20 protein-coding genes are annotated in these 18,911 nt (G+C 39.9%); 2 read left to right on the top strand and 18 right to left on the bottom strand.

Annotation, left to right across the window (positions count from 1 at the left end):
* Positions 1-15 precede the first annotated feature (15 nt).
* From ACSR9O_RS22380 to ACSR9O_RS22370, 3 genes are all read right to left on the bottom strand, one after another.
* Positions 16-336, bottom strand: coding sequence for an antibiotic biosynthesis monooxygenase family protein (locus ACSR9O_RS22380; RefSeq protein ID WP_402939908.1), 321 nt, complete (start codon positions 334-336; stop codon positions 16-18).
* Positions 337-513: 177 nt separating this feature from the next.
* Entirely contained in the window at positions 514-642 is a 129-nt protein-coding gene (locus tag ACSR9O_RS22375) for a hypothetical protein (protein ID WP_260359184.1), read from the bottom strand.
* A 286-nt stretch (positions 643-928) separates the two neighbouring features.
* Positions 929-1,108 (bottom strand): IDEAL domain-containing protein, encoded by a 180-nt coding sequence (locus tag ACSR9O_RS22370; protein ID WP_137019900.1) that lies wholly within the window; start codon positions 1,106-1,108, stop codon positions 929-931.
* Positions 1,109-1,538: 430 nt separating this feature from the next.
* Here ACSR9O_RS22370 and ACSR9O_RS22365 point away from each other — a divergent pair, with 430 nt between their 5' ends.
* Positions 1,539-2,837, top strand: coding sequence for an MFS transporter (locus ACSR9O_RS22365; protein WP_260359185.1), 1,299 nt, complete (start codon positions 1,539-1,541; stop codon positions 2,835-2,837).
* Between the two features lie 91 nt (positions 2,838-2,928).
* Here ACSR9O_RS22365 and ACSR9O_RS22360 read toward each other — a convergent pair whose 3' ends face one another.
* The 10 genes from ACSR9O_RS22360 to ACSR9O_RS22315 all read right to left on the bottom strand — a co-directional run bounded on the left by ACSR9O_RS22360 (position 2,929) and on the right by ACSR9O_RS22315 (position 12,438).
* Positions 2,929-3,624 (bottom strand): YjjG family noncanonical pyrimidine nucleotidase, encoded by a 696-nt coding sequence (locus ACSR9O_RS22360; RefSeq protein ID WP_491725123.1) that lies wholly within the window; start codon positions 3,622-3,624, stop codon positions 2,929-2,931.
* Between the two features lie 286 nt (positions 3,625-3,910).
* Positions 3,911-4,633: an anti-sigma factor domain-containing protein gene (locus ACSR9O_RS22355; RefSeq protein ID WP_402939916.1), complete on the bottom strand. Its 723-nt coding sequence runs from the start codon at positions 4,631-4,633 to the stop codon at positions 3,911-3,913.
* On the bottom strand, positions 4,634-5,188 hold the full coding sequence (locus tag ACSR9O_RS22350) for an RNA polymerase sigma factor (protein ID WP_101223393.1): 555 nt from the start codon (positions 5,186-5,188) through the stop codon (positions 4,634-4,636).
* A 77-nt stretch (positions 5,189-5,265) separates the two neighbouring features.
* Positions 5,266-5,736: a COG4315 family predicted lipoprotein gene (locus tag ACSR9O_RS22345; RefSeq protein ID WP_260359187.1), complete on the bottom strand. Its 471-nt coding sequence runs from the start codon at positions 5,734-5,736 to the stop codon at positions 5,266-5,268.
* 21 nt (positions 5,737-5,757) lie between these two features.
* Positions 5,758-6,531 (bottom strand): extracellular solute-binding protein, encoded by a 774-nt coding sequence (locus ACSR9O_RS22340; protein ID WP_260359188.1) that lies wholly within the window; start codon positions 6,529-6,531, stop codon positions 5,758-5,760.
* Between the two features lie 396 nt (positions 6,532-6,927).
* Positions 6,928-8,034: a GerAB/ArcD/ProY family transporter gene (locus ACSR9O_RS22335; RefSeq protein ID WP_260359189.1), complete on the bottom strand. Its 1,107-nt coding sequence runs from the start codon at positions 8,032-8,034 to the stop codon at positions 6,928-6,930.
* A gap of 188 nt (positions 8,035-8,222) precedes the next feature.
* Positions 8,223-9,323 carry a GerAB/ArcD/ProY family transporter gene (locus ACSR9O_RS22330; protein ID WP_101223396.1) on the bottom strand — a complete coding sequence of 367 codons (1,101 nt, stop codon included), beginning with the start codon at positions 9,321-9,323 and terminating at the stop codon, positions 8,223-8,225.
* A 57-nt stretch (positions 9,324-9,380) separates the two neighbouring features.
* Entirely contained in the window at positions 9,381-9,602 is a 222-nt protein-coding gene (locus ACSR9O_RS22325; protein WP_101223397.1) for a hypothetical protein, read from the bottom strand.
* Positions 9,599-10,819, bottom strand: a complete 1,221-nt coding sequence (locus ACSR9O_RS22320) for a Ger(x)C family spore germination protein (protein ID WP_260359190.1) — start codon at positions 10,817-10,819, stop codon at positions 9,599-9,601. The genes ACSR9O_RS22325 and ACSR9O_RS22320 overlap by 4 nt, the downstream gene beginning before the upstream one ends.
* Positions 10,820-10,845: 26 nt before the next feature.
* A complete protein-coding gene (locus ACSR9O_RS22315) occupies positions 10,846-12,438 on the bottom strand; it encodes a spore germination protein (protein WP_491725122.1) in 1,593 nt (530 codons plus the stop codon).
* Positions 12,439-12,797: 359 nt separating this feature from the next.
* Here ACSR9O_RS22315 and ACSR9O_RS22310 point away from each other — a divergent pair, with 359 nt between their 5' ends.
* Entirely contained in the window at positions 12,798-14,864 is a 2,067-nt protein-coding gene (locus tag ACSR9O_RS22310; protein ID WP_491725121.1) for a Na+/H+ antiporter, read from the top strand.
* A 63-nt stretch (positions 14,865-14,927) separates the two neighbouring features.
* Here the strand turns inward: ACSR9O_RS22310 and ACSR9O_RS22305 are convergent, their stop codons facing one another.
* The 5 genes from ACSR9O_RS22305 to ACSR9O_RS22285 form a co-directional block, all read right to left on the bottom strand.
* Positions 14,928-15,344: a DUF3021 domain-containing protein gene (locus ACSR9O_RS22305; protein ID WP_491725120.1), complete on the bottom strand. Its 417-nt coding sequence runs from the start codon at positions 15,342-15,344 to the stop codon at positions 14,928-14,930.
* Positions 15,344-15,799: a LytTR family DNA-binding domain-containing protein gene (locus ACSR9O_RS22300; protein WP_101223402.1), complete on the bottom strand. Its 456-nt coding sequence runs from the start codon at positions 15,797-15,799 to the stop codon at positions 15,344-15,346. The genes ACSR9O_RS22305 and ACSR9O_RS22300 overlap by 1 nt, the downstream gene beginning before the upstream one ends.
* Before the next feature lie 231 nt (positions 15,800-16,030).
* Positions 16,031-16,516 carry a PaaI family thioesterase gene (locus ACSR9O_RS22295; RefSeq protein WP_101223403.1) on the bottom strand — a complete coding sequence of 162 codons (486 nt, stop codon included), beginning with the start codon at positions 16,514-16,516 and terminating at the stop codon, positions 16,031-16,033.
* A gap of 243 nt (positions 16,517-16,759) precedes the next feature.
* A complete protein-coding gene (locus ACSR9O_RS22290) occupies positions 16,760-18,550 on the bottom strand; it encodes a glycosyltransferase family protein (RefSeq protein ID WP_491725119.1) in 1,791 nt (596 codons plus the stop codon).
* 37 nt (positions 18,551-18,587) lie between these two features.
* Entirely contained in the window at positions 18,588-18,911 is a 324-nt protein-coding gene (locus ACSR9O_RS22285) for a hypothetical protein (protein WP_101223405.1), read from the bottom strand.

Genomic DNA, 18,911 nt, shown 5'->3' with positions numbered 1-18,911 from the left:
CTAGCTTATAGTCGGTTATTTCACTGCCTTTTTTCTAGCTTTCACTTCATATAATGATCCTTCCGAACTGACGATATATTCAGGCTTTGGTTTCCCAAGGTTCGCTTTATGGCCTGCGATATGGGCTTCACTCTTTTCCCACTGCTTCCAATGCGCCTCCGACTCCCAATTGATCATAATGATGACCTCTTCATCCCCGCGACGCACTTTTTTCACCATCACACTTAAATCGATGAACCCTTCCTGCTTTTCTATGATCCCTTCCCCACTGAACCGTTTTACTACTTGTTCTGCATTACCTTCTTTTACCACCATTTTTCTCATCTGGACGAACAATCTGAACAACTCCAATCGATATACTTATAATGAATCATTTTATTCGATAACGATTCTCATTGTCAATTATTGAGACTTCGACTTAAGTGCACTACTTAAAACTCCAAATCCAAAAACAAAATAAAAAATGGATCAGGAAGTTATGGCATATCTTCCTGATCCACTTTTTATTGTCATTCACCTTTTATCTTTAAGACTTTTGGGAACATAGTCATTCAGTTTATTAAATAAAGAAGTAATGTAGGAGCTGAGTTCGAAACGATCCTCCTGAACAAATTCAACTAACGACACTCCATTCTTTTTCATAACTTTTCCCCCTTTAGTTTTTATCCCGGTGCATAAACCTTTTCAGGGCACTAATACCAGTGAATTCTGCCATTTGCCGAAATCCATAACTTCTCTCCATTGTTTTCTTTATTTGATTATACAAGAAAGCGCTTACAATGTAAAATATTATAATACTAAAGATTGCTATTTAATTAGAATGTTCCAGTTATATAAAGCTACATATTTATATTTTTAAACTATGCTGGCTTTTTAGGTGCACTTTCTTAATCAATTACTACTTGTCTTGTTCACAGTGTATAAAATTTCATGAAATGCCCTTCAATATTTCAGTTAATCGCAGGAACTCTTCCTTATCACGATTTCTTAATGAGTGATCGATTTCTTTTTCGATTTGTGCTTTCCGGTAATCACTAAGGGCCTTTTTCAAAACCATTTCAGCCATCTCTTCAGGTTCAAGCGATGTTCCTGGCAATTGCTTCTCCATACGAAACCAACTCCTTAACCTTTTTTCTATTATACTAAATAACTTGGAGATTATTATTATTTATTAACTTATCCTTTCCTCTTTTTTATTTCCTTATCCACATGATTTCCACTTTGCCACTCTTCCATACATAAAAAATACTAAATGATTTGAATTTAAAACTTTTCATTTTATCCGGGAATATCGAATCGTTTATTTCCATTACTTTAGAATTAATTATATTCCATTACAGGTGATTGGAGCTAAGTTATCCGCTTCATTTTTTCAGAAAAGTCAGAAATATGTTGACCGGTATGGATAAGCCCTCTAAAATAATCTAAATAATCCAGTTTTTTACTTATATTCATTAACCATCATTTTTGTTCTTTTCGACCTTATTATTGTTGAAAACAATTTTGATGAAAAACTTAGCATTAAAGGAGCATTTATCATGAAAAAAAGTCGAGTTCTTTTCGCAAGTTTAGCCGGTTCCGTTATTGAGTGGTATGATTTCTATTTATACGGGACAGCTACTGGCCTGGTTTTTACAACTCTATTCTTCCCCAATCATGATCCTGCCATTTCACTTCTTCTCGCCTTTGTCACTTTCGGGGCTGGTTACGCAGCCCGACCAATCGGGAGTATCCTATTCGGTCATATGGGTGATCGCATCGGACGGAAGGCAGCACTCATGTTCACCCTTATTGGTATGGGAGGGAGTTCAATGCTTATCGGTGTTCTGCCCACTTATGCCCAGGTTGGGTTGGCAGCCCCCGCCATCTTGGTGGTGCTGAGGTTAATTCAAGGGATTTCCTTGGGAGGTGAATGGGGCGGAGCCATCCTATTGGCAACGGAATCTGCTCCAAAGGGTGTCCGTGGGTTATATGGATCAATTCCCCAACTAGGGGTCCCCATCGGTTTGGTTGCCGGTTCGTTCAGCCTGACCCTTATCAGTTCCTTGACAACCGATGCCCAATTTTTATCTTGGGGTTGGCGGATTCCATTCCTTTTAAGCGGTGTACTGATTGCATTGGCAATCTGGGTAAGGAGTGGCATTGAAGAAACGCCGGAATTCCAACAACAGAAAGATAGCGGCGATCTTGCGAAAGTTCCCATTATTGAAACGTTGAAACACGATTGGAGAAGTGTGCTGCAAGTGATCGGTCTAAAAATTGGGGATGGGTTCTTCAATGTATTCATCATGTCCTATGTTCTCGTCTTTACTACACTGTATTTTGGTTATTCCCAAGAGTCAGCCTTGACCGGTTTAACGATTGGCTGCGCTACAATGCTAGTAACCATTCCTGTCATTGGTTACATTTCTGATTTTATCAACCGAAAAATCATCTATTTTGGGGGCCTGATTCTCCTTTTCATCCTGGCCATCCCATATTTCACAATGATCGGGCAAGGAGCCGGCTGGTTCTACTTTATGCAGGCAGTTGTACTCGGCGTCATCTGGGGAGCCATTTTTTCTACACAAGGGACGTTATTCTCGGAGCTCTTTCCAGCCAAGGTGCGTTATACTGGATTATCTGTCGGTTATCAGGTCGCGGCAGCCATTGCAGGTTTCGGCCCGCTGATCTGGACCACGATGGCGGAATCATATGGCCCATCCCCTCTGGTATTTGGCGGATTCATGATGGCAGGTCTCGCAATTTCCCTGGCGCTTTGTATATTATCACCGCATTTCAGCAGAAGGATCAAAAGTGATCAAACACTCAATCCACAAGAGCTGGATTTGAACTGATTCTAAAATCCCAGGCATAAGTAATAACAGAGGCTGAACGTCCTTTCACTTGGACAACCGGCCTCTGTTTTTTTAGAAAGCACATACCTGTCTAAACTTCCTTAATTCCCACAATCTCCAAAAGATCGGTCAACGTCCGGATTTCATAGGTGGGGCTGATTCCCAGATTATTATCCTTTTGATGGGGATTGTACCAGCATGTATCCATTCCATAATTCAAGCCGCCCTGTATATCTGATGTCAAGGAGTCGCCCACTATCAACGCTTTCGATTTATCTGTAATCTTTAACTTCGTAAATGCATAATCAAAAATCCCTCTATCAGGCTTCTGAAACCCAGCCTCTTGGGAAACTATTAAAGTTTCAAAGGTATTGCAAAGGGGTGACCCCCCTATTCTTGCTGTCTGCACTGTCGTGAAGCCATTAGTTATAATGGCCAGCCTGCATCCTCCAAGCTTCTCGCAAACCTCCAAAGCCCCGGGCAGAAGATGTATTTCCTTTCCCAAATGTTCTAGGTACACACGGCTGAATGCATCCGCATCAATATCAAGCCCATGCTTCAGGAACAACCGCTTGAACCTTTCCACTCCCAGATTTGTTAAATCTATAAGCCCCTGTTCCAAATCCCTCCATAATACCTCACTGATTTCTTGATAGCATCCCGCATAATCCTCCGCCCCTGTAAGCAAACCGAACTCTAAGAAAGCTTCATGCAGTGCATTTTTTTCCGATATTCCAAAGTCTAGCAATGTATCATCAACATCAAATAAGATAATCTCGTATTTCATCGCTGCCTCCATTATCATTTTAGTCCAACTTAACACATTTCCTTTAATTACGTATAACTTATTAGATACATGCTAAATAAATACTGCAAGCTTGGAAAACTACAAAAAGGACAGCTTCAAAGGCTATCCTTTTTTGTATGGTTCTTTATGGAGGATGACTCCAAATGGCAAACTGTTATCATATTTACTCTGTCATGACCATGGCGTTTATTCTATGACGCACAGCTATCATTTTAAATACCAACAGAAAATAAGAGACTTCCCTTTGCGGGCAAGTCTCTTATTTTTATGAAGAGCCAACTATTTTCTCTCCTCTCGGCTTTGTACTATTTGAGTCTGGTTCTCTTGTGATGCCAATTTGATTGAATTTATCATTAATGGACAGTTTGTATGTCAATGATCCTGTGCCGGCATCATCAGGCTTGAAAGTTCCTGCATTAGTCCGCTTTCCATCTTTCAGCAACCAAACCTGATACACCTCGGACTCTTGAAGGCTAGGCAAATTCTGAATTTGCACGATTAACCGTCTTTCTTCTCCTTGCTGCAAAATGTATGCAGCACCGTCCGTATTCATATTTACAGCCGTCTTATCGACAGGCTGCAAAGATAGCGACGTTTTAACCTCCATTGGCAGATTGATGGCCGCAAGTTCTTTTTTCAGTTGAATATTGGAATATAACAGCACAAACGCCAAAACTAGCGCTGCCAACAAAAGACCTGAAGTTACTGGTGTAAACTGCTTAAAGAAAAAACGCCTCCAATTCTTTTCCCTTCTCACCGGAACTTCATCATCCGTCTCAAAGACAAAATTCATAACCTCTGATTTCAGGGAAGAAGAGGGTTCTTTTTCTTCGAAATCCCATTTCAATGACTTCCAGGCTTCCGTCATTTGTTCATACTCCCTAGTGCATTCAGAGCATTGTGTTAAGTGTTCCGCGAATGCTTTTTTTTCTTTTTCACCCAGTTCACCCGATAAAAATGAAAGCAGGTTAGCGCACTCTGTATTCATTTACAAACCACCTACTTCCAAATGCTTTTTCAATAATTTAAGCGACTGGTGAAGTCTGCTCTTGATGGTACCAATCGGTTCATTTTCAATTTTGGCAATTTCGGTTAATGAGTATCCTTTCCAATACAGTAAATCAATCAGTCTTTTTTGCGGCTTGCTTAACTTACTTTTTGCATTGGCAATTTCACTGTGTAATAGCCCATTTTCTATATCATTATTCGGATCTTCTATGTCAATTGGACGACTCATGTCCATGTGTTTATTATTCCGAATATGAACGCTGTCTTTACGGACATAATCCACACACACATTTCGTGTAACGGTCAAAAGCCAGCTTACAAAGTGCCCCTTTTCGGAATTGTAGCTGCTTTTTGTGGTCCAGAGCTTTAAAAAGACCAACTGCACAATCTCTTTGGTTTTATCAGGATTTCCATTTGTGAACTTAAAAATAAAACCATAGATTAATTTAATATGCCTGTCATAAAGTTCTTCCAGAGCAGGACGATGCTTTTTCATTACTAATGCCATCAATTCCTTATCAAGTTTTTCTTTCAATCGCACCTGCAACTCCTCACAAGTAAATTTGGAAAAAACGTGTAACAGGAACGACCATCAATGATCGTCCCTTTTTCTTATTTTGGAAAAACCGTCTTGTTATTTACAATATACCAAACATTTTTCACGCCTTCGCCATTGACATCTCCCGCTGCCTTATCATTCACAAAATAGTAGAGCGGAAAACCTTTGTACGTTACCTGCTCTTCCCCTGTATCTTCCCTTTCAATGGTTCCAAAGTCTTTTTCCTCAAATCCTTTTGGAACAGCAAAATCCCTTTCCATGAACGGCGGCCATTTTTTCAGACAATCACCGATGCAATTGCTTTTTCCTGATTTATCATTCTTGAAAAAGTAAAGTGACATTCCCTTCGAATCAGCCAAGTATTCGCCTGTTGTTTCACTTTCCATTAATTTTAGGGTTTCTGCTTTTTCATCGGCAGTACCACTAACCACTTGATCATTTTGGGATGAATCATTAGCTTCATTTCCACATGCCGCCAAAACTAGAACCATCATAAAAACTGAAAATACCATCCACTTTTTCATATACTCTCACTCCTCGTCAATTTACTTCCATCCCCATTTTTGAAATACTTGATGGGATTCTTCCGTTTTAAGATAATCAATGAATTGTTTTGCCTTTTTCTTGTTTTCACTCTTACTCGTTATGCTTATCGGGGTTCCTCTATAGAGCTTGTCTTCCTCAGGGAGCTGAACCAGGTCCGTCACATCCGCAAGACGGTAATGCCAGGATTCATATGTGATCCAAGCGTCCAATTTTGAATTTGCCTTCCATAGATCGATAGCTTCGGCACTGGACTTCACTGAAATGTCAATATTCCTGCTAATTCCAGGAATCAATCCTTTCCTTCCAGCCAAATCTTCCCATAGCCCCAGTTGCCCGGCTCCATTAACATCCACAATCTTTACGCCCTTCTTCGATAAATCCTCCAGGGACTGTATATTCTTTGGGTTTCCTTTTCTAACCAGGATGCCAGCTGACCGTGTATACAATTCAGTGCGGCTCTTTTCATTAATGATACCTGGATGATCATGCATAAAATCTGTTAGCATATACTCTGACCCTCCGTAAATGATATCCGCATCCCGTTTGGCTTGATCAATCCATTTTTCTTCGGGTCCCGCTGTTACTTCAACTTTTATCCCGGTTTCTTTGGTGAATTGTTCCGCCACTTCCTTGATTGGTCCAAGAGGTCCACCTGGTCCATATACTTTTACTACGTCGTTGACAGCTTGCCCCCGTTTCGCACCCATTTCCGGTGAAAATCCTAACAGTACTAGCATCAATGATATACACCCGACAATAAGAACCTTTTTCAAGTCTTTTCTCTCTCCCTTCTAAAAAGCCTTTGTACTATAGATAACGGGACAAACTTCAAAACGGTTTGAAAAAATTGTTAATTATTTATAACTTGCAGCAAAGCACACTGATGATTTCTAGTTTTTTACTTTTTCTCTCAACAAAAAAACCATTCGAAAACGGAATGGTTGCAGACTGTGGACAAACTCCTTAGTAATTGAGTTTGTCTACTATTTGGCTTTTAAAATTTGACGTTTTGGAATGTAGGGCACTTGCTTTCCACGGGCGATCCTCCCCACTCAGGTGTCTCGACCACCCGCTCAAATCACCTTTGTTTTAAAATTAAAATAGAACTCTTTCTACCAGCTTTCATGCACATACTCTTTCAAATCTCTTAAAACAACTGGCAGAAAAGCTTAGCTTGATTTGCTTCCCTTTCTCTGTCTTTTTCTTTTACTGATCATAGCAATTCCCAACAATATCAGAGGAATAATCGTTTGCATCAAAACCCCATAAAAAGGGAAGGCGATAATATCAAAACGACTGACATCCATAGCGCTAGGATACGACCAAAAGCTGAATTCTACAATCAAAAACCCTATCGGCCATACAACCGGACGATAGTCGGAGAGATTCAGCCACTGCGCGGTACCTAAAGCAGCCGCATAATAAAACACAGAAATTTTGACAAACGCTCCTACTATCCATACGGCCATGATGGCGGACTCCAAATGTTCAAAAAAGTCGGCAAAACTGATGTACCGAGATACATTCATCAGGGGATAATTCTTTGTGGATGTTGTTGATCCGAGTACAAAAAGAACGATAAGATTCACCACAACTAACGTCATCATTACGGCAAACACAGTCATCATCCCATATTTCATTCCTTTTTTCATATCCGCCAAATAAGGGAGGAGAAAAATCATCAGAAAAAACTCGCTGAACCATCCACCTGGTACAATCGAACCCTTGATTGGAGGCATAATTCCATTCCCCAATATCGGGAATATATTCTTAAATTCAAGATCAGGGCCCAGTAAGATGATTAAGAGGAGGATTGGAATGATAAAAACGGGAACAAACAATTGGGCAGCTCGCCCCAACACTTCTATCCCTCCGCGTACGATAAAGGCACAGAGGAGTATCATCGATGCCATGACCACGCTTATCGGAGTTTTGACCAGAAAAGAGTCGACAATATATTCTCCGTAACTTCTTAGGATTTGCCCTGTGATCGGGATATAAAAAAACAAGAATAAAAAACCGAGAATTTTCCCCGGAATCCGACCAATGATCTGTTCACTGAATTGGATCACCGTTTGTTTCGGATAAAGTTTGTGCAGTTTATAAGCGATATACACCGTCGCATACCCGATGAGAGACGCCAAAATGGGGGACAGCCATAAATCAGTTTTGGCATATTTGGCTGTGATGCTTGGAACACCGAGAATGGCCGTTGCCACAATCGTCGGATACATCATGAATGCCATCTGTAGAGATGAAATTTTCCCTTTCTCCATCATCTTCCTCCTTTCTGTGATAGTATGGAAATTTGAAATCACGCAACCCACTGATAGATCTACTTTTTCATAAACTCTTAAAACGGCTAAAAAAGAGATGCAATCCATTCAGTTGGTCCTGCCCTCTGCGCGAGTACGAATATTGATAGCACCTTAACGATAGGATATTTAGCATAAAAAATGCCCAGTCAGCTGGTTTCGGTTCCTTTACGATTTCTTTTCCTTAAAACAGCAATCACCAACAATAACAGAGGAATAATCGTTTGCATCAAAATACTTTGTAAAGGGAAGACGTTGATATCATTACGACTGACATCCACAGAGCTAGGCAACGACCACAAACTGAATATGACAATCAAAATCCCTATCGGCCATACAACAGGGCGATAGTCGGAGAGATTCAGCCACTGTGCTGTACCTAAAGCGGATGCATAATAAAACACGGAAATTTTTACAAACGCCCCTACTATCCATACCGCCATGACGGCGGACTCTACATGTTCAAAAAAGTCGGCAAAACTGATGTATCGAGATGCATTCATCAAGGGGTAAAGCTTTGTGGATGTTGTTGACCCGAGTACAAAAAGAACCGTAAGATTCACCACAATTAACGTCATCATCACGGCAAACACAGTCATCATCCCGGATTTCATCCCTTTTTTCATATCCGCCAAGAAAGGAAGGAGGAAAATGATCAGGAAAAACTCGCTGAACCATCCTCCCGGTACAATCGCACCCTTGATTGGAGGCATTATACCATCCGCCAATATCGGGAATATATTCTTGAATTCAAGATCGGGAATCAGCAAAAGGATTAAGATACAGATTGGAAAAATGAAAACAGGTACAAACAATTCAGCAGCTCGCCCCAACACTTCTATTCCCCCGCGTACGATGAACGCACACAGAAGCACCATCGATGCCATGATCACACTAATCGGGGTACGTACCAGAAAAGAGCCGACAACAAATTCTGCGTAACCTCTAAGGATTAGCCCCGTGTTCTGGATATAAAAAAACAAGAATAAAAAACCGAGAATTTTCCCCGGAGCCAAACCAATAATCTGTTCACTGAATTGGATCACCGTTTGCTTCGGATACAGCTTGTGAAGTTTATAAGCGATATACACCGTCACATACCCTATGAGTGCCGCAAAAATGGGGGACAGCCATAAATCGGTTTTGGCATATTTCGCTGTGATGCTGGGTATCCCGAGAATAGCCGTTGCCACAATCGTCGGATACATCATGAATGCCATCTGTAATGATGAAATTTTCCCTTTCTCCATCTGCTTCCTCCTTTCTTTAATAGTATGAATTTAATCCTGCAACACCCACTAATAGACTTACTTTTCCATAAACTCTCCAAATGGCCTGAAAAGAGTTTCCACCCATTGAGTTGGCCCTGACATCTGTGGGAGGTTGAACATGGACAGAATCAATCCAGTGAGGAGCAGTGTAAGAAATGCCATTTTATCTTTTTTAGGATTTTGTTTCATTTTCGGCCATTCAAACAAAATGATTAAAGCTACGATCACGGCTGTACAAATAAAAGCCCCCCATCTCATTTGTCCTTCACCTCTTCCTCAGACAATCCTGCCGGTTTGTTTATATAACCCTGTCTGCGAATATTGGCCGCAACATCGATTTCCACTTCCATTTCCGCGAATATCTCATCCCAGTGGTTTTCGACCTTATTAAACTGTTTAGGATATTTCCTATAGAAATCTTTACCCAACCCTAAAATGTCCGCTTTCTTCTGCTGAGTATTCAGAAAAGCCATCTTGATGCGTTTTTCTATATCTTTTTGATATGCTCGTTCTGCAGCTTTTAGAGACTTAGGATTTGAAAGGTTTAAATTCGTTCCATTTTGTATAACAGCTCCTTCTGTATTTACCTTCATCAACAATTTCCATTTATCATTGATAATTTGCGGAATGATCTTGACTTTGGCTGACACTGGACTTAAAGATATCTTCCCCTTCACACCTTTAGGTTGTAAGGTCACTGTGTATGATTCCACTTCATCTCTTAACCACAATAGCCCTCTAGTTTCCTTTTCAGTCATCGTTCCAGTCATTTTATCTTTTTTGAACACGGCTGTTCCGACAATGTAAGGAATTCCCTGTAATTTCGTTTGCCCTTTTGCTGGTGGTAAAATTTTAACGAATGGAAGTGCGGCCGCTCGGGGTTTACCCGTTAACATTTCATCTAAATCCTGCATTGTGACCAGCATCCCTATATGTAAATCAGATAGTTCTCTAAGCACTTCTCCTGAATAGTTTTCCAGGGGTGGCAAAGATTCAAGGATAGGCTTTGCTTTCCCTTTGCTGACATACACATTTGCTTTCTCTCTTGGCTGCGGATGGCGCAGCAAAAAATCCAGCTGCTCTTTAATTCCTTCCTTCGCTAACTTTTCACCGAATACAAATACTTTACAATGTCCCCAAAATACTTTTCGCGGAAGCTTGCTTTGAAGCTTAGACAATGCATCTGAAATATTGGCGCCTTTTTCATATCTCACCAATGTCGTAACAGCACCCCCTCCTTGACTGGTCCCTCCTCCTTGACCGCCGCCTCCACCACTTATTGAACTTGGAATAAAAACTTGGACGGATAGTTCGATTTGATTATTATCGTTCTTATCGATGGCGGCTGCTGTGACAATCGCCAAGTCAGTGATTTCTATTCGATCCCAACAACCGCTTAGAAAAGGGGTCGTTCCACAAATAACGAGCAAAAGAAAGACGCTTTTCATGAAATGACGCCTCTTTACTTTCTCCAATACCTTTGTTCTCCTCCAACCATTATTCACTCCGTTTCACTTCCCCTTTTTGAATTTGGTCCCTGTTCCTGTGCTTGACGGTATACATTAGAATCCCCTGTGAGGCGCGGGCGTGTATCCATCTTCCACCAAGGAGCCCTCCACAGCACATCTTTCAGCTCTTTACCTTTTAACGGTGCCAGTGGCGTTAAGTAGGGAACGCCGAAGGAACGCAAGCTGCATAAGTGAATGATTATGGCGATGATTCCCATCATGATGCCAAGCAGTCCTAAGGTACCGGCAAGCAGCATCATTGGGAAACGCAGCATCCGGAAAGCAATTCCGGCAATATAACGAGGCATCATAAAAGAAGCGATTCCCGTAATCGCAACCACAATGACCATTGGCGCTGAAACCAACCCCGCTTGTACGGAAGCTTGACCAATCACTAGCGCTCCAACAATGCTGACAGCAGAACCTACCTGCTTCGGCAAGCGAACCCCTGCCTCTCTTAGTGCTTCAAAGGTAATTTCCATAGCCAATGCCTCTACTATTGCAGGAAAAGGGACCGATTCCCGGGATGCCGCGCTGCTTAGCAGGAGTGCGGTTGGGACCGCCTCATGATGGAACGTCAAAATAGCAACATATAGGGACGGAAGCAAAAGAGATAGTCCCATAAAAATATAACGTAACCAACGGATAAAAGTGCCTGCCATAAAACGTTGAGCATAATCCTCTTGTGATTGAATCAAAGAAAAGAAGGATATTGGTGCAATTAAAGTAAAAGGGGTTCCTTCTACAAGAATGACAGCTCGTCCCTCCAACAAGCAAGAACAGGCTACATCCGGCCGTTCTGTCGTCATGATCTGAGGGAAAGGTGAAAACGGATTGTCCTCGATCATTTCCTCGATGTACTCGCTTTCTAAAATACCGTCTATTTTAATTCGTTCCAACCGAGTTGTAATCTCTTCAATCAGTGTTTTATCCGCAAGGCCATCAATATAAGCAATTGAAACATTCGTCCTGGTATACGTTCCGATCTTCATCGATTGTAATTTAAGGGCAGGACTTTTAATAATACGTCGCAATTGGGACGTATTTACCTCTAGAGATTCAATAAATCCCTCTCGTGACCCCCTAACTCCCCCCTCTGCCATAGGTTCTTCAATCGCCCGCTTTTCCCATTTGGACAATCCTAAAGAAAATCCATCGCTTTCCCCTTCATATAGAAGGATCGGGTTTCCAGTGGAAATCGATTCAATGCAATCCGCCAACATATTCACTTTTACCACTTTAGGAACGGGCATTTTATGTTCAATAAACTCATTTAATGGTTGTGGTTCTTTTGATGACTCCTGCATGAGTGGAGATAGCACATATTGCTCTATCGCCTCGATGTCTGAGAGTCCCGCAATGTAAATGAGCATCGCCCGCGTCTTTCCGAAAAGTAAGAACGAGCGGAACATGACATCCGAGCAATTATCATAAACAGAACGAAGTGTTTCTACATTTTGATTGAAATTCGCAGCAAGTGCATCTGCAGGCTTGGAATCCTGGTAATTATTTTGTACACTGGATTTTTTTTCTTTCGTTTTCCTTAACAATCTACCTACATTACGAATCAAGCTGAATACCCCCATTTTTTTGCAGGTCGCTCTAACTCCATTTTTCTATGTTTCTTCATTAAGGGTATTTTATACAGGAAATCCTGTTTCCGGCATTAACTAATTTTCATGGAAAAGCTATGTTATAAGTGATTTTGAATAAACCGTAAACTCTTGTGATATCCTGTTTGTAATTAATAACTAAGGGGTATATCAAAAATCGAGGCTACATATTAAAATACTGTCTCTGGCTAAATATTGTTTTTTGAACAAGCTACACAAGACCATAAAATAGGGGTTATTTTTTAAAGATGGATATTCGCTTTAAAATACCTCTTTTTTTCTTTTTAAATAAGTTTCATGGGCAAGCAGACTAAAACGATAAGGGAGATTCTATGTCATTCTTAATCACATTGCTCGGATTATTGGTGTCCACAATAATCGCTACAATATTAAATGCCATATGGCCTCGTATCCCACTTCCGATATATCAGATATCCATGGGAGCAGTGCTTTCATTATTACCATTTCAATTATCATTTGATTTTCATTCAGAATTATTTATGATCTGTGTCATTGCTCCGCTGCTTTTTACAGAAGGAAAAAATACGTCTCGTAAAGAAATGCTTGAATTGCGTAAGCCTATTCTGTTATTAGCCTTTGGGTTAGTATTTGTGACGGTTTTTGCAGGAGGCTTTTTCATCCACTGGTTAATACCTGATATGCCGATGGCTGTGGCTTTTGCTTTAGCAGCAACAATTACCCCTACGGATGCGGTAGCGGTACAATCGATTACAAAAGGATTGAAATTGCCCGGTAATATGATGCCCATCCTTGAGGGTGAATCACTTTTCAATGATGCTGCTGGAATCGTCGCTTTTAAAGTTGCCCTGGCAGCTGCCTTAACTGGAGTGTTTTCTATAAAAGATGCATCGCTTAATTTTATATTTGTAGCTTTAGGCGGTATCTTTATAGGGATCCTATTGGGCTATTTAATCGTTAAATTACGATTATTTTTACGGGTTCATGGACTTGAAGAAATCCCAATGTCTATTGTCATTGAACTAATTACGCCTTTTGCCATCTATATGGTAGCTGAAGAATTCCATGTTTCCGGAATCTTGGCAGTGGTTGCTGCAGGTGTAATTCATGGCATCGAGCGGGATCGCCTTCAGAATTCCACGACTAAATTGCAAATTGTATCAACTAATACATGGTCTGTATTAGGTTATGTCTTGAATGGACTTGTATTTGCTTTGTTAGGATTTATGTTGCCGAGTGTTTATCAGGAAATTGAGTCCAACTTAAATAGGGGCATTCTTTTTGGGATAAGTGTCTTGATCGTTCTTTTATTATTGGTGATCCGTTTTATATGGGTATACATCCTGCATGATACTTTTACGAAAAACAGAGTGAATCCATTAGAGCAATTCATTATGTCCAGGGTTCACCCAGAAGATAGCGAGGACACTGATGAGGAGAATGTTTCAAGATCCCGATTTGCATTTTTGACATCCGTTTGCGGCATTCATGGAACCATTACATTAGCTACAGCTTTATCCATACCATATTTCATGCGGGATGACACTTTATTCCCGATGCGTAATACTGTCTTGTTCATCGCAGCTTGCGTAATATTGTTAAGCGTCACCTTGGCTACGGTTCTCTTGCCACTACTGGTAAAGACACCGACTGAATTCAAAGATGAGCGGCTAACCTCTGAGGAGGCTTATAAAATTGTTTTAAATAAAACGATCAATCAGCTGAGCAAAGAAACAACCATCGAAAATCAGAAAGCGGTCCATCAAGTAATGGAGGATTTGAATGAACAACTGATAGATTTGGAACGGGGAATAACGAATCGGCCGGATAATCGGACAATACGCGATTTAGTGGAGCTGGGAGCCAATAAGGAATTGGAAGTCGTTTCTGGATTAGTCGAAAAAGGGACTATATCTGAAACAGCCTTTGAACTATATAAAGTGTATCTTTCAAGAACCTCGAATTATATGCAAAAATCCTCCATGAAAAGGGCTTGGATCAATTTGCAGGCGATTCTTTTCAAGAAAAAGATCAATGTCAAATGGGATAAGAAATGGGAAGCGAAATTAGAGGACTCCATCGTTAAAAATGCGGACCTGATCCAGGAGTTTCGTAAAGCCCAAAAAGAAGCTTCAAAGGAAGCCATTTCATTGCTCAAACAACAAACTACACCTGAAAACCGTCATGAAGTGATGCTTGTCATTCAAAGATATAATCGTTATTTGAATCCATTCGGAACATTAAGTGAAAAAGAAGCACATCGCTTTGAAGAGATGGTGAGTCATTTTCAGTTGATTGCAATGCAAATCGAACGTGATATCATTCAACAAATGGTTGAAGATGATCAAATATCCATGCAAACAGCAACTGAGCTTAGACAAAACTTAATCTATGATGAAATGATAATGATACAAAGTTAAGAAATGTTAGAGACACCGTTACGACAGGGAGCGGTGTCTCTTTATTTAAATCCACAACCGCTCTCAATTCCTTCTTTTATCAAGTCCATCATTCAATATTTTCACTTGGAAGCGAAAGTAGAGATAGAATACGGTCCAGATGATCATATAGAAAGGTATGAAAATCCCAATTCCTATAGCCAATCCTTTTAAGCTGAATGGAATCCAACCAACAAAGAAAGATAATAGGAAGTAAAGAATGCTGACAGTAAGGAAGTGCAGAATGGTTTGAGATAACAAACTCCATTTTTCATTTTCAAAGAAGATTGTTGCCGTGCTGAAGAACCAGCCACATAATATGCAGCCTATCGCGTTTTTTACAAATATTCCACTGTCTAATGCAGTGACCTCTCCAAAAGCGATCACTGCAAAACACGTCAGCACCATCACGAGTGCCCCAAAGCAAATCCCAACAAAGCTACGGAATAATAGTGTTTTCATCATAATCCCTTCCTTTTCCATTGAAATGCTTTCTTGATTCCTTGAACATAGTGCCGAGAAACATATTCTTTTTCCCCTGATCGGAAATACACACATAAGGTCCCGTTGAAAGATGCCTCGAATCTGCTTAACTCATCTAAATTGGCAATCACTGACTTGGACAATCGCACGAATTGATTACCAGGAAGGTCCCTTTCCAGTTCATATAACCTTTCTTTCATTTCGAAAGTCCCCTGTTTCGTCCGCACCATTATGGAATCTTGCTCTGTAAATAAACAGATAATTTCCTCTGCCCGAAATACGTGCTGCATTTCTTCTTTCCTGCCGACAAAATACGGTCTTTTCTTTTCCTTCAAACGCTCCATCAGTTCCTGGACTTCCTCATTCCATTCGTGATTTCTGATAAGCACCTCTATCGCCTTGATCTCCTTATCTATCTCTACGTTTATTTTCAACTCTGCGACCTCCCTTTGCTTATAATGTAAGTATATTGATATTTTTGACAATTCGCTTGTGATTTCCGGTTACATGTAACTTTACAGTGATAACATGCTTGAAATGGATACTCAGATACACTAAATAACCGTCCAAATAATTGGACGGCCCTTTAATACAAAAAATTTTGTTCTGCTTTTGAATCCGTTTTTATCAATCAGCTTACTATTGACCTGTTCCAAGGGTCCGGATCACTCTTTGCTTGTAAAAGTGCTTGGCATCACCACAGCGATTACCTCTCCACGAGCGCAAAGTTTATCGATGGCAAATACCTCTGTTTCGATTCTCCATTTCTTTGGATGAACCTCATGAATGGTCCCAACGGCTGTTAATGGCACATCATTTGGGGTTGGCTTTACGAATTCCACTTTCAGTGATGCAGTCACAAACCTGGGAGGCTCCACTCCATCTCCAACTTCATGCCCATTTTTACGATGCATTGCCAATGCAGCGGAGCCTGTCCCATGACAATCAATTAAAGAAGCAATCAAGCCTCCATAAACAAATCCAGGAATTGCGATATGCTCTGGACGTGGTGTATAAATTGTCCTTGTTTGCTCGCCTTGCCAACCGGTTCGAAAGTGATGACCCTCTTCGTTTAAACGACCGCATCCATAACACCATGCAAATGCATCTGGATAATCATCTTGAATCGCTTTTATCACTATCTCCTCCATCATCTCTCCTCCTTTTTCAGAATATTATAACATCATTAAAGAGAATTCCCAGATAGTTTATTGAGCTTTCAGCTTTATACATACTGCAGAAATCGATAACATACATAAAAAGTTTGCAAGAATCCTTGCTCCTTTTCTCGATAAATGACAAAAGCCCCTGTTAGCAAGCAGCATTCAGGGGCTTTCATTTGAAAATATATATAGCTAAGAAGTGTATCTATTATTTTGTTGCAGTTTACCTTCTTAAAAGTTAAGCCTTTTTCTTAAATCCCAATACTTGAATGTCATTTTACCCATTTTCGACTTCGAAAGTGAATTATATTTACGTTTAAGTGCTTGGTTTTGTTTTTCTAGCTTAGTAATTTGTTTCAGTTGAACTGTGTTCAGTTTTTTTAATTGCTTTACTTCTTTAGCTAATTCTTTATTTTTCCCTTTCATATCATATTTTTCTTTATCAGCAGTTGCCCGTCCCTTCATTGAAATTTCCACATCTTTTGGCTTTAATTTAGGATTTCCATAGGTTTCAAATCCTATAGTTTTTAAATATGGCATGTTGTTTTGAAAATTTTGTTCATAGTTTCCATAACTTTTATGGATGTGGAGAAATGAATAACATCCGGCTTTTTCTGCTGAAATGATTTGCCCATATCCAGACAGTTTAAACAGTTTTTCGACTCGTTTTATTTCTTCAGGTATGTTTTTGACGATATAGGTGAAAACTTCGTCAGCACTTAACTCTGCAGGCAATTTTTTCACTTTATTTGATGGTGCATGCTTAGTCAGTTCATCAAAGTCATCTACATCAACATAAAACATATTTGTGCTTTGCTCTACAAAATCTGTAATACGTTTGCTCCACAATAGTCCTTGCAGTTTTTTTATGGCTTCCGAAAATAAAAACTGCCTGCTGACCTGATACATTCGTTTTGCCGCAAACTCATATATATCCTTATTGCATAGTGCTAATTTGACAGCGTCACGAAAATCCTTCTCTGTAACAGCATATAACGGGTAATCTTCGCCAAAAAGCTTTATATGCATTTTGGTTGGATTCATTATTACAGCCTTCCTTAAAATCCCATACTCCAATAGCTTTGTAGACAGTTCAAGACTGCTGTCCATTTCCTCGCTTCTCCAGGTTATCCCAATATCACTGTTCACGATTAATTGTTGGGCATTCTCCCTTGTCAATGCACCGTACCATGTAAGACCATCTGTATTTTTAAGAAGGTATGCCGCTTCTTCCTTAAACTGAGAATCATCCTTAACCCATTTGAATTTATCCCCCGCAACATCAAGTGAAAGATTCGGAATTTCGCGCTTTAATTCTTTAAAAGCAGTAATGATCGGAATGGTCTTCCAATCAGGGTCGAACTTCCCTGTATATACAAGTTTGTTTTTTAACCGGGTCTGCCCTTCTGCTGATTCAATGTTTGGTATCATCGGGGTAAGCAGGGAAACTTTGTTTTTTTCTTTATTCAAATTAAGAATCTCAATGACAAATTCGCACATCTCTTCTGTTTGACATAAGAAATACGCACACTGATCATATATATTTTTGATGCTCTCAAATTTTTCTTCATCAACATCCTGGCCTATGTGAGTCAATCCTGTAGCATAAACTAAAGTATTCTTTATGATATGCTTATGCTTTGCTATTTTTTCAACAGTCTCAATGCTTCTAACAAATAGCCAATCATATCCCTTTTGACTCCAATAGTGAGTAATGAGCATTTCAGCTATATCAAAATCAATGACACCTTTTTTTACCCATTCATCATCGGTGGCACTGAAAAAAGGATCAACAAAAGGATTGAGAATGGTTATATTATCAAATTTCTCAAGAGGCCGAATTAAGATATCACGTTTGACCGGGCTAGCTAGAAGTAAGTCAACTTCGATGTTGGAATCTAGCGCAATGGTCGATGCTAAGGAAGATAAAAATACTGCAGATCCATCCATTGAATTCATGTCAATAAAGCCAAATAGAAGTACCTTCATTTTTCTGTTTTCAACTAGTTCATGTGAATTCAAAGTTTTCACTCCAATGACTGAAATCTGATATGAATCTTTATTTTTTTATTTGTTCTTTAATAGATGATTTAAGCGCAAGATATTTTAACGTGAATTTTCCTGCATATGTAACGTTGAATTTGTGTTCTAATAGCTTAAGTCTTCGTATTTCTTTGTTAAGCTTAATATTTTCTTTTTGTGCGATCTTACTTTTTTCTAATTCTTCTCGCAGCATATTATTTTCTTTTGTAATGTTCTCAATGATTTTTTGTTTTTCAGTGCCATTGCCCTCTATGAGCTCCAATGTCATGGACATCATGTCTTTCATTTGTAATTCGAGTTCCTCGTACATAGTTTTCCAATATTCGTTTCGCTCTTCCAT

The organism is Peribacillus sp. B65 (assembly GCF_058513295.1).
The sequence above is the reverse complement of the archived record's forward strand: the minus strand, read 5'-3'. Positions and strand labels throughout refer to the sequence as shown.

Bases quoted from the DNA above. Each gene is read 5' to 3' on its own strand.
- ACSR9O_RS22375 (WP_260359184.1), bottom strand. From the start codon at position 642: ATGAAAAAGAATGGAGTGTCGTTAGTTGAATTTGTTCAGGAGGATCGT.
- ACSR9O_RS22370 (WP_137019900.1), bottom strand. From the start codon at position 1,108: ATGGAGAAGCAATTGCCAGGAACATCGCTTGAACCTGAAGAGATGGCT.
- ACSR9O_RS22365 (WP_260359185.1), top strand. From the start codon at position 1,539: ATGAAAAAAAGTCGAGTTCTTTTCGCAAGTTTAGCCGGTTCCGTTATT.
- ACSR9O_RS22360 (WP_491725123.1), bottom strand. From the start codon at position 3,624: ATGAAATACGAGATTATCTTATTTGATGTTGATGATACATTGCTAGAC.
- ACSR9O_RS22355 (WP_402939916.1), bottom strand. From the start codon at position 4,633: ATGAATACAGAGTGCGCTAACCTGCTTTCATTTTTATCGGGTGAACTG.
- ACSR9O_RS22345 (WP_260359187.1), bottom strand. From the start codon at position 5,736: ATGAAAAAGTGGATGGTATTTTCAGTTTTTATGATGGTTCTAGTTTTG.
- ACSR9O_RS22335 (WP_260359189.1), bottom strand. From the start codon at position 8,034: ATGGAGAAAGGGAAAATTTCATCTCTACAGATGGCATTCATGATGTAT.
- ACSR9O_RS22330 (WP_101223396.1), bottom strand. From the start codon at position 9,323: ATGGAGAAAGGGAAAATTTCATCATTACAGATGGCATTCATGATGTAT.
- ACSR9O_RS22325 (WP_101223397.1), bottom strand. From the start codon at position 9,602: ATGAGATGGGGGGCTTTTATTTGTACAGCCGTGATCGTAGCTTTAATC.
- ACSR9O_RS22315 (WP_491725122.1), bottom strand. From the start codon at position 12,438: ATGGGGGTATTCAGCTTGATTCGTAATGTAGGTAGATTGTTAAGGAAA.
- ACSR9O_RS22310 (WP_491725121.1), top strand. From the start codon at position 12,798: ATGTCATTCTTAATCACATTGCTCGGATTATTGGTGTCCACAATAATC.
- ACSR9O_RS22305 (WP_491725120.1), bottom strand. From the start codon at position 15,344: ATGAAAACACTATTATTCCGTAGCTTTGTTGGGATTTGCTTTGGGGCA.
- ACSR9O_RS22295 (WP_101223403.1), bottom strand. From the start codon at position 16,516: ATGGAGGAGATAGTGATAAAAGCGATTCAAGATGATTATCCAGATGCA.
- ACSR9O_RS22285 (WP_101223405.1), bottom strand. From the start codon at position 18,911: ATGGAAGAGCGAAACGAATATTGGAAAACTATGTACGAGGAACTCGAA.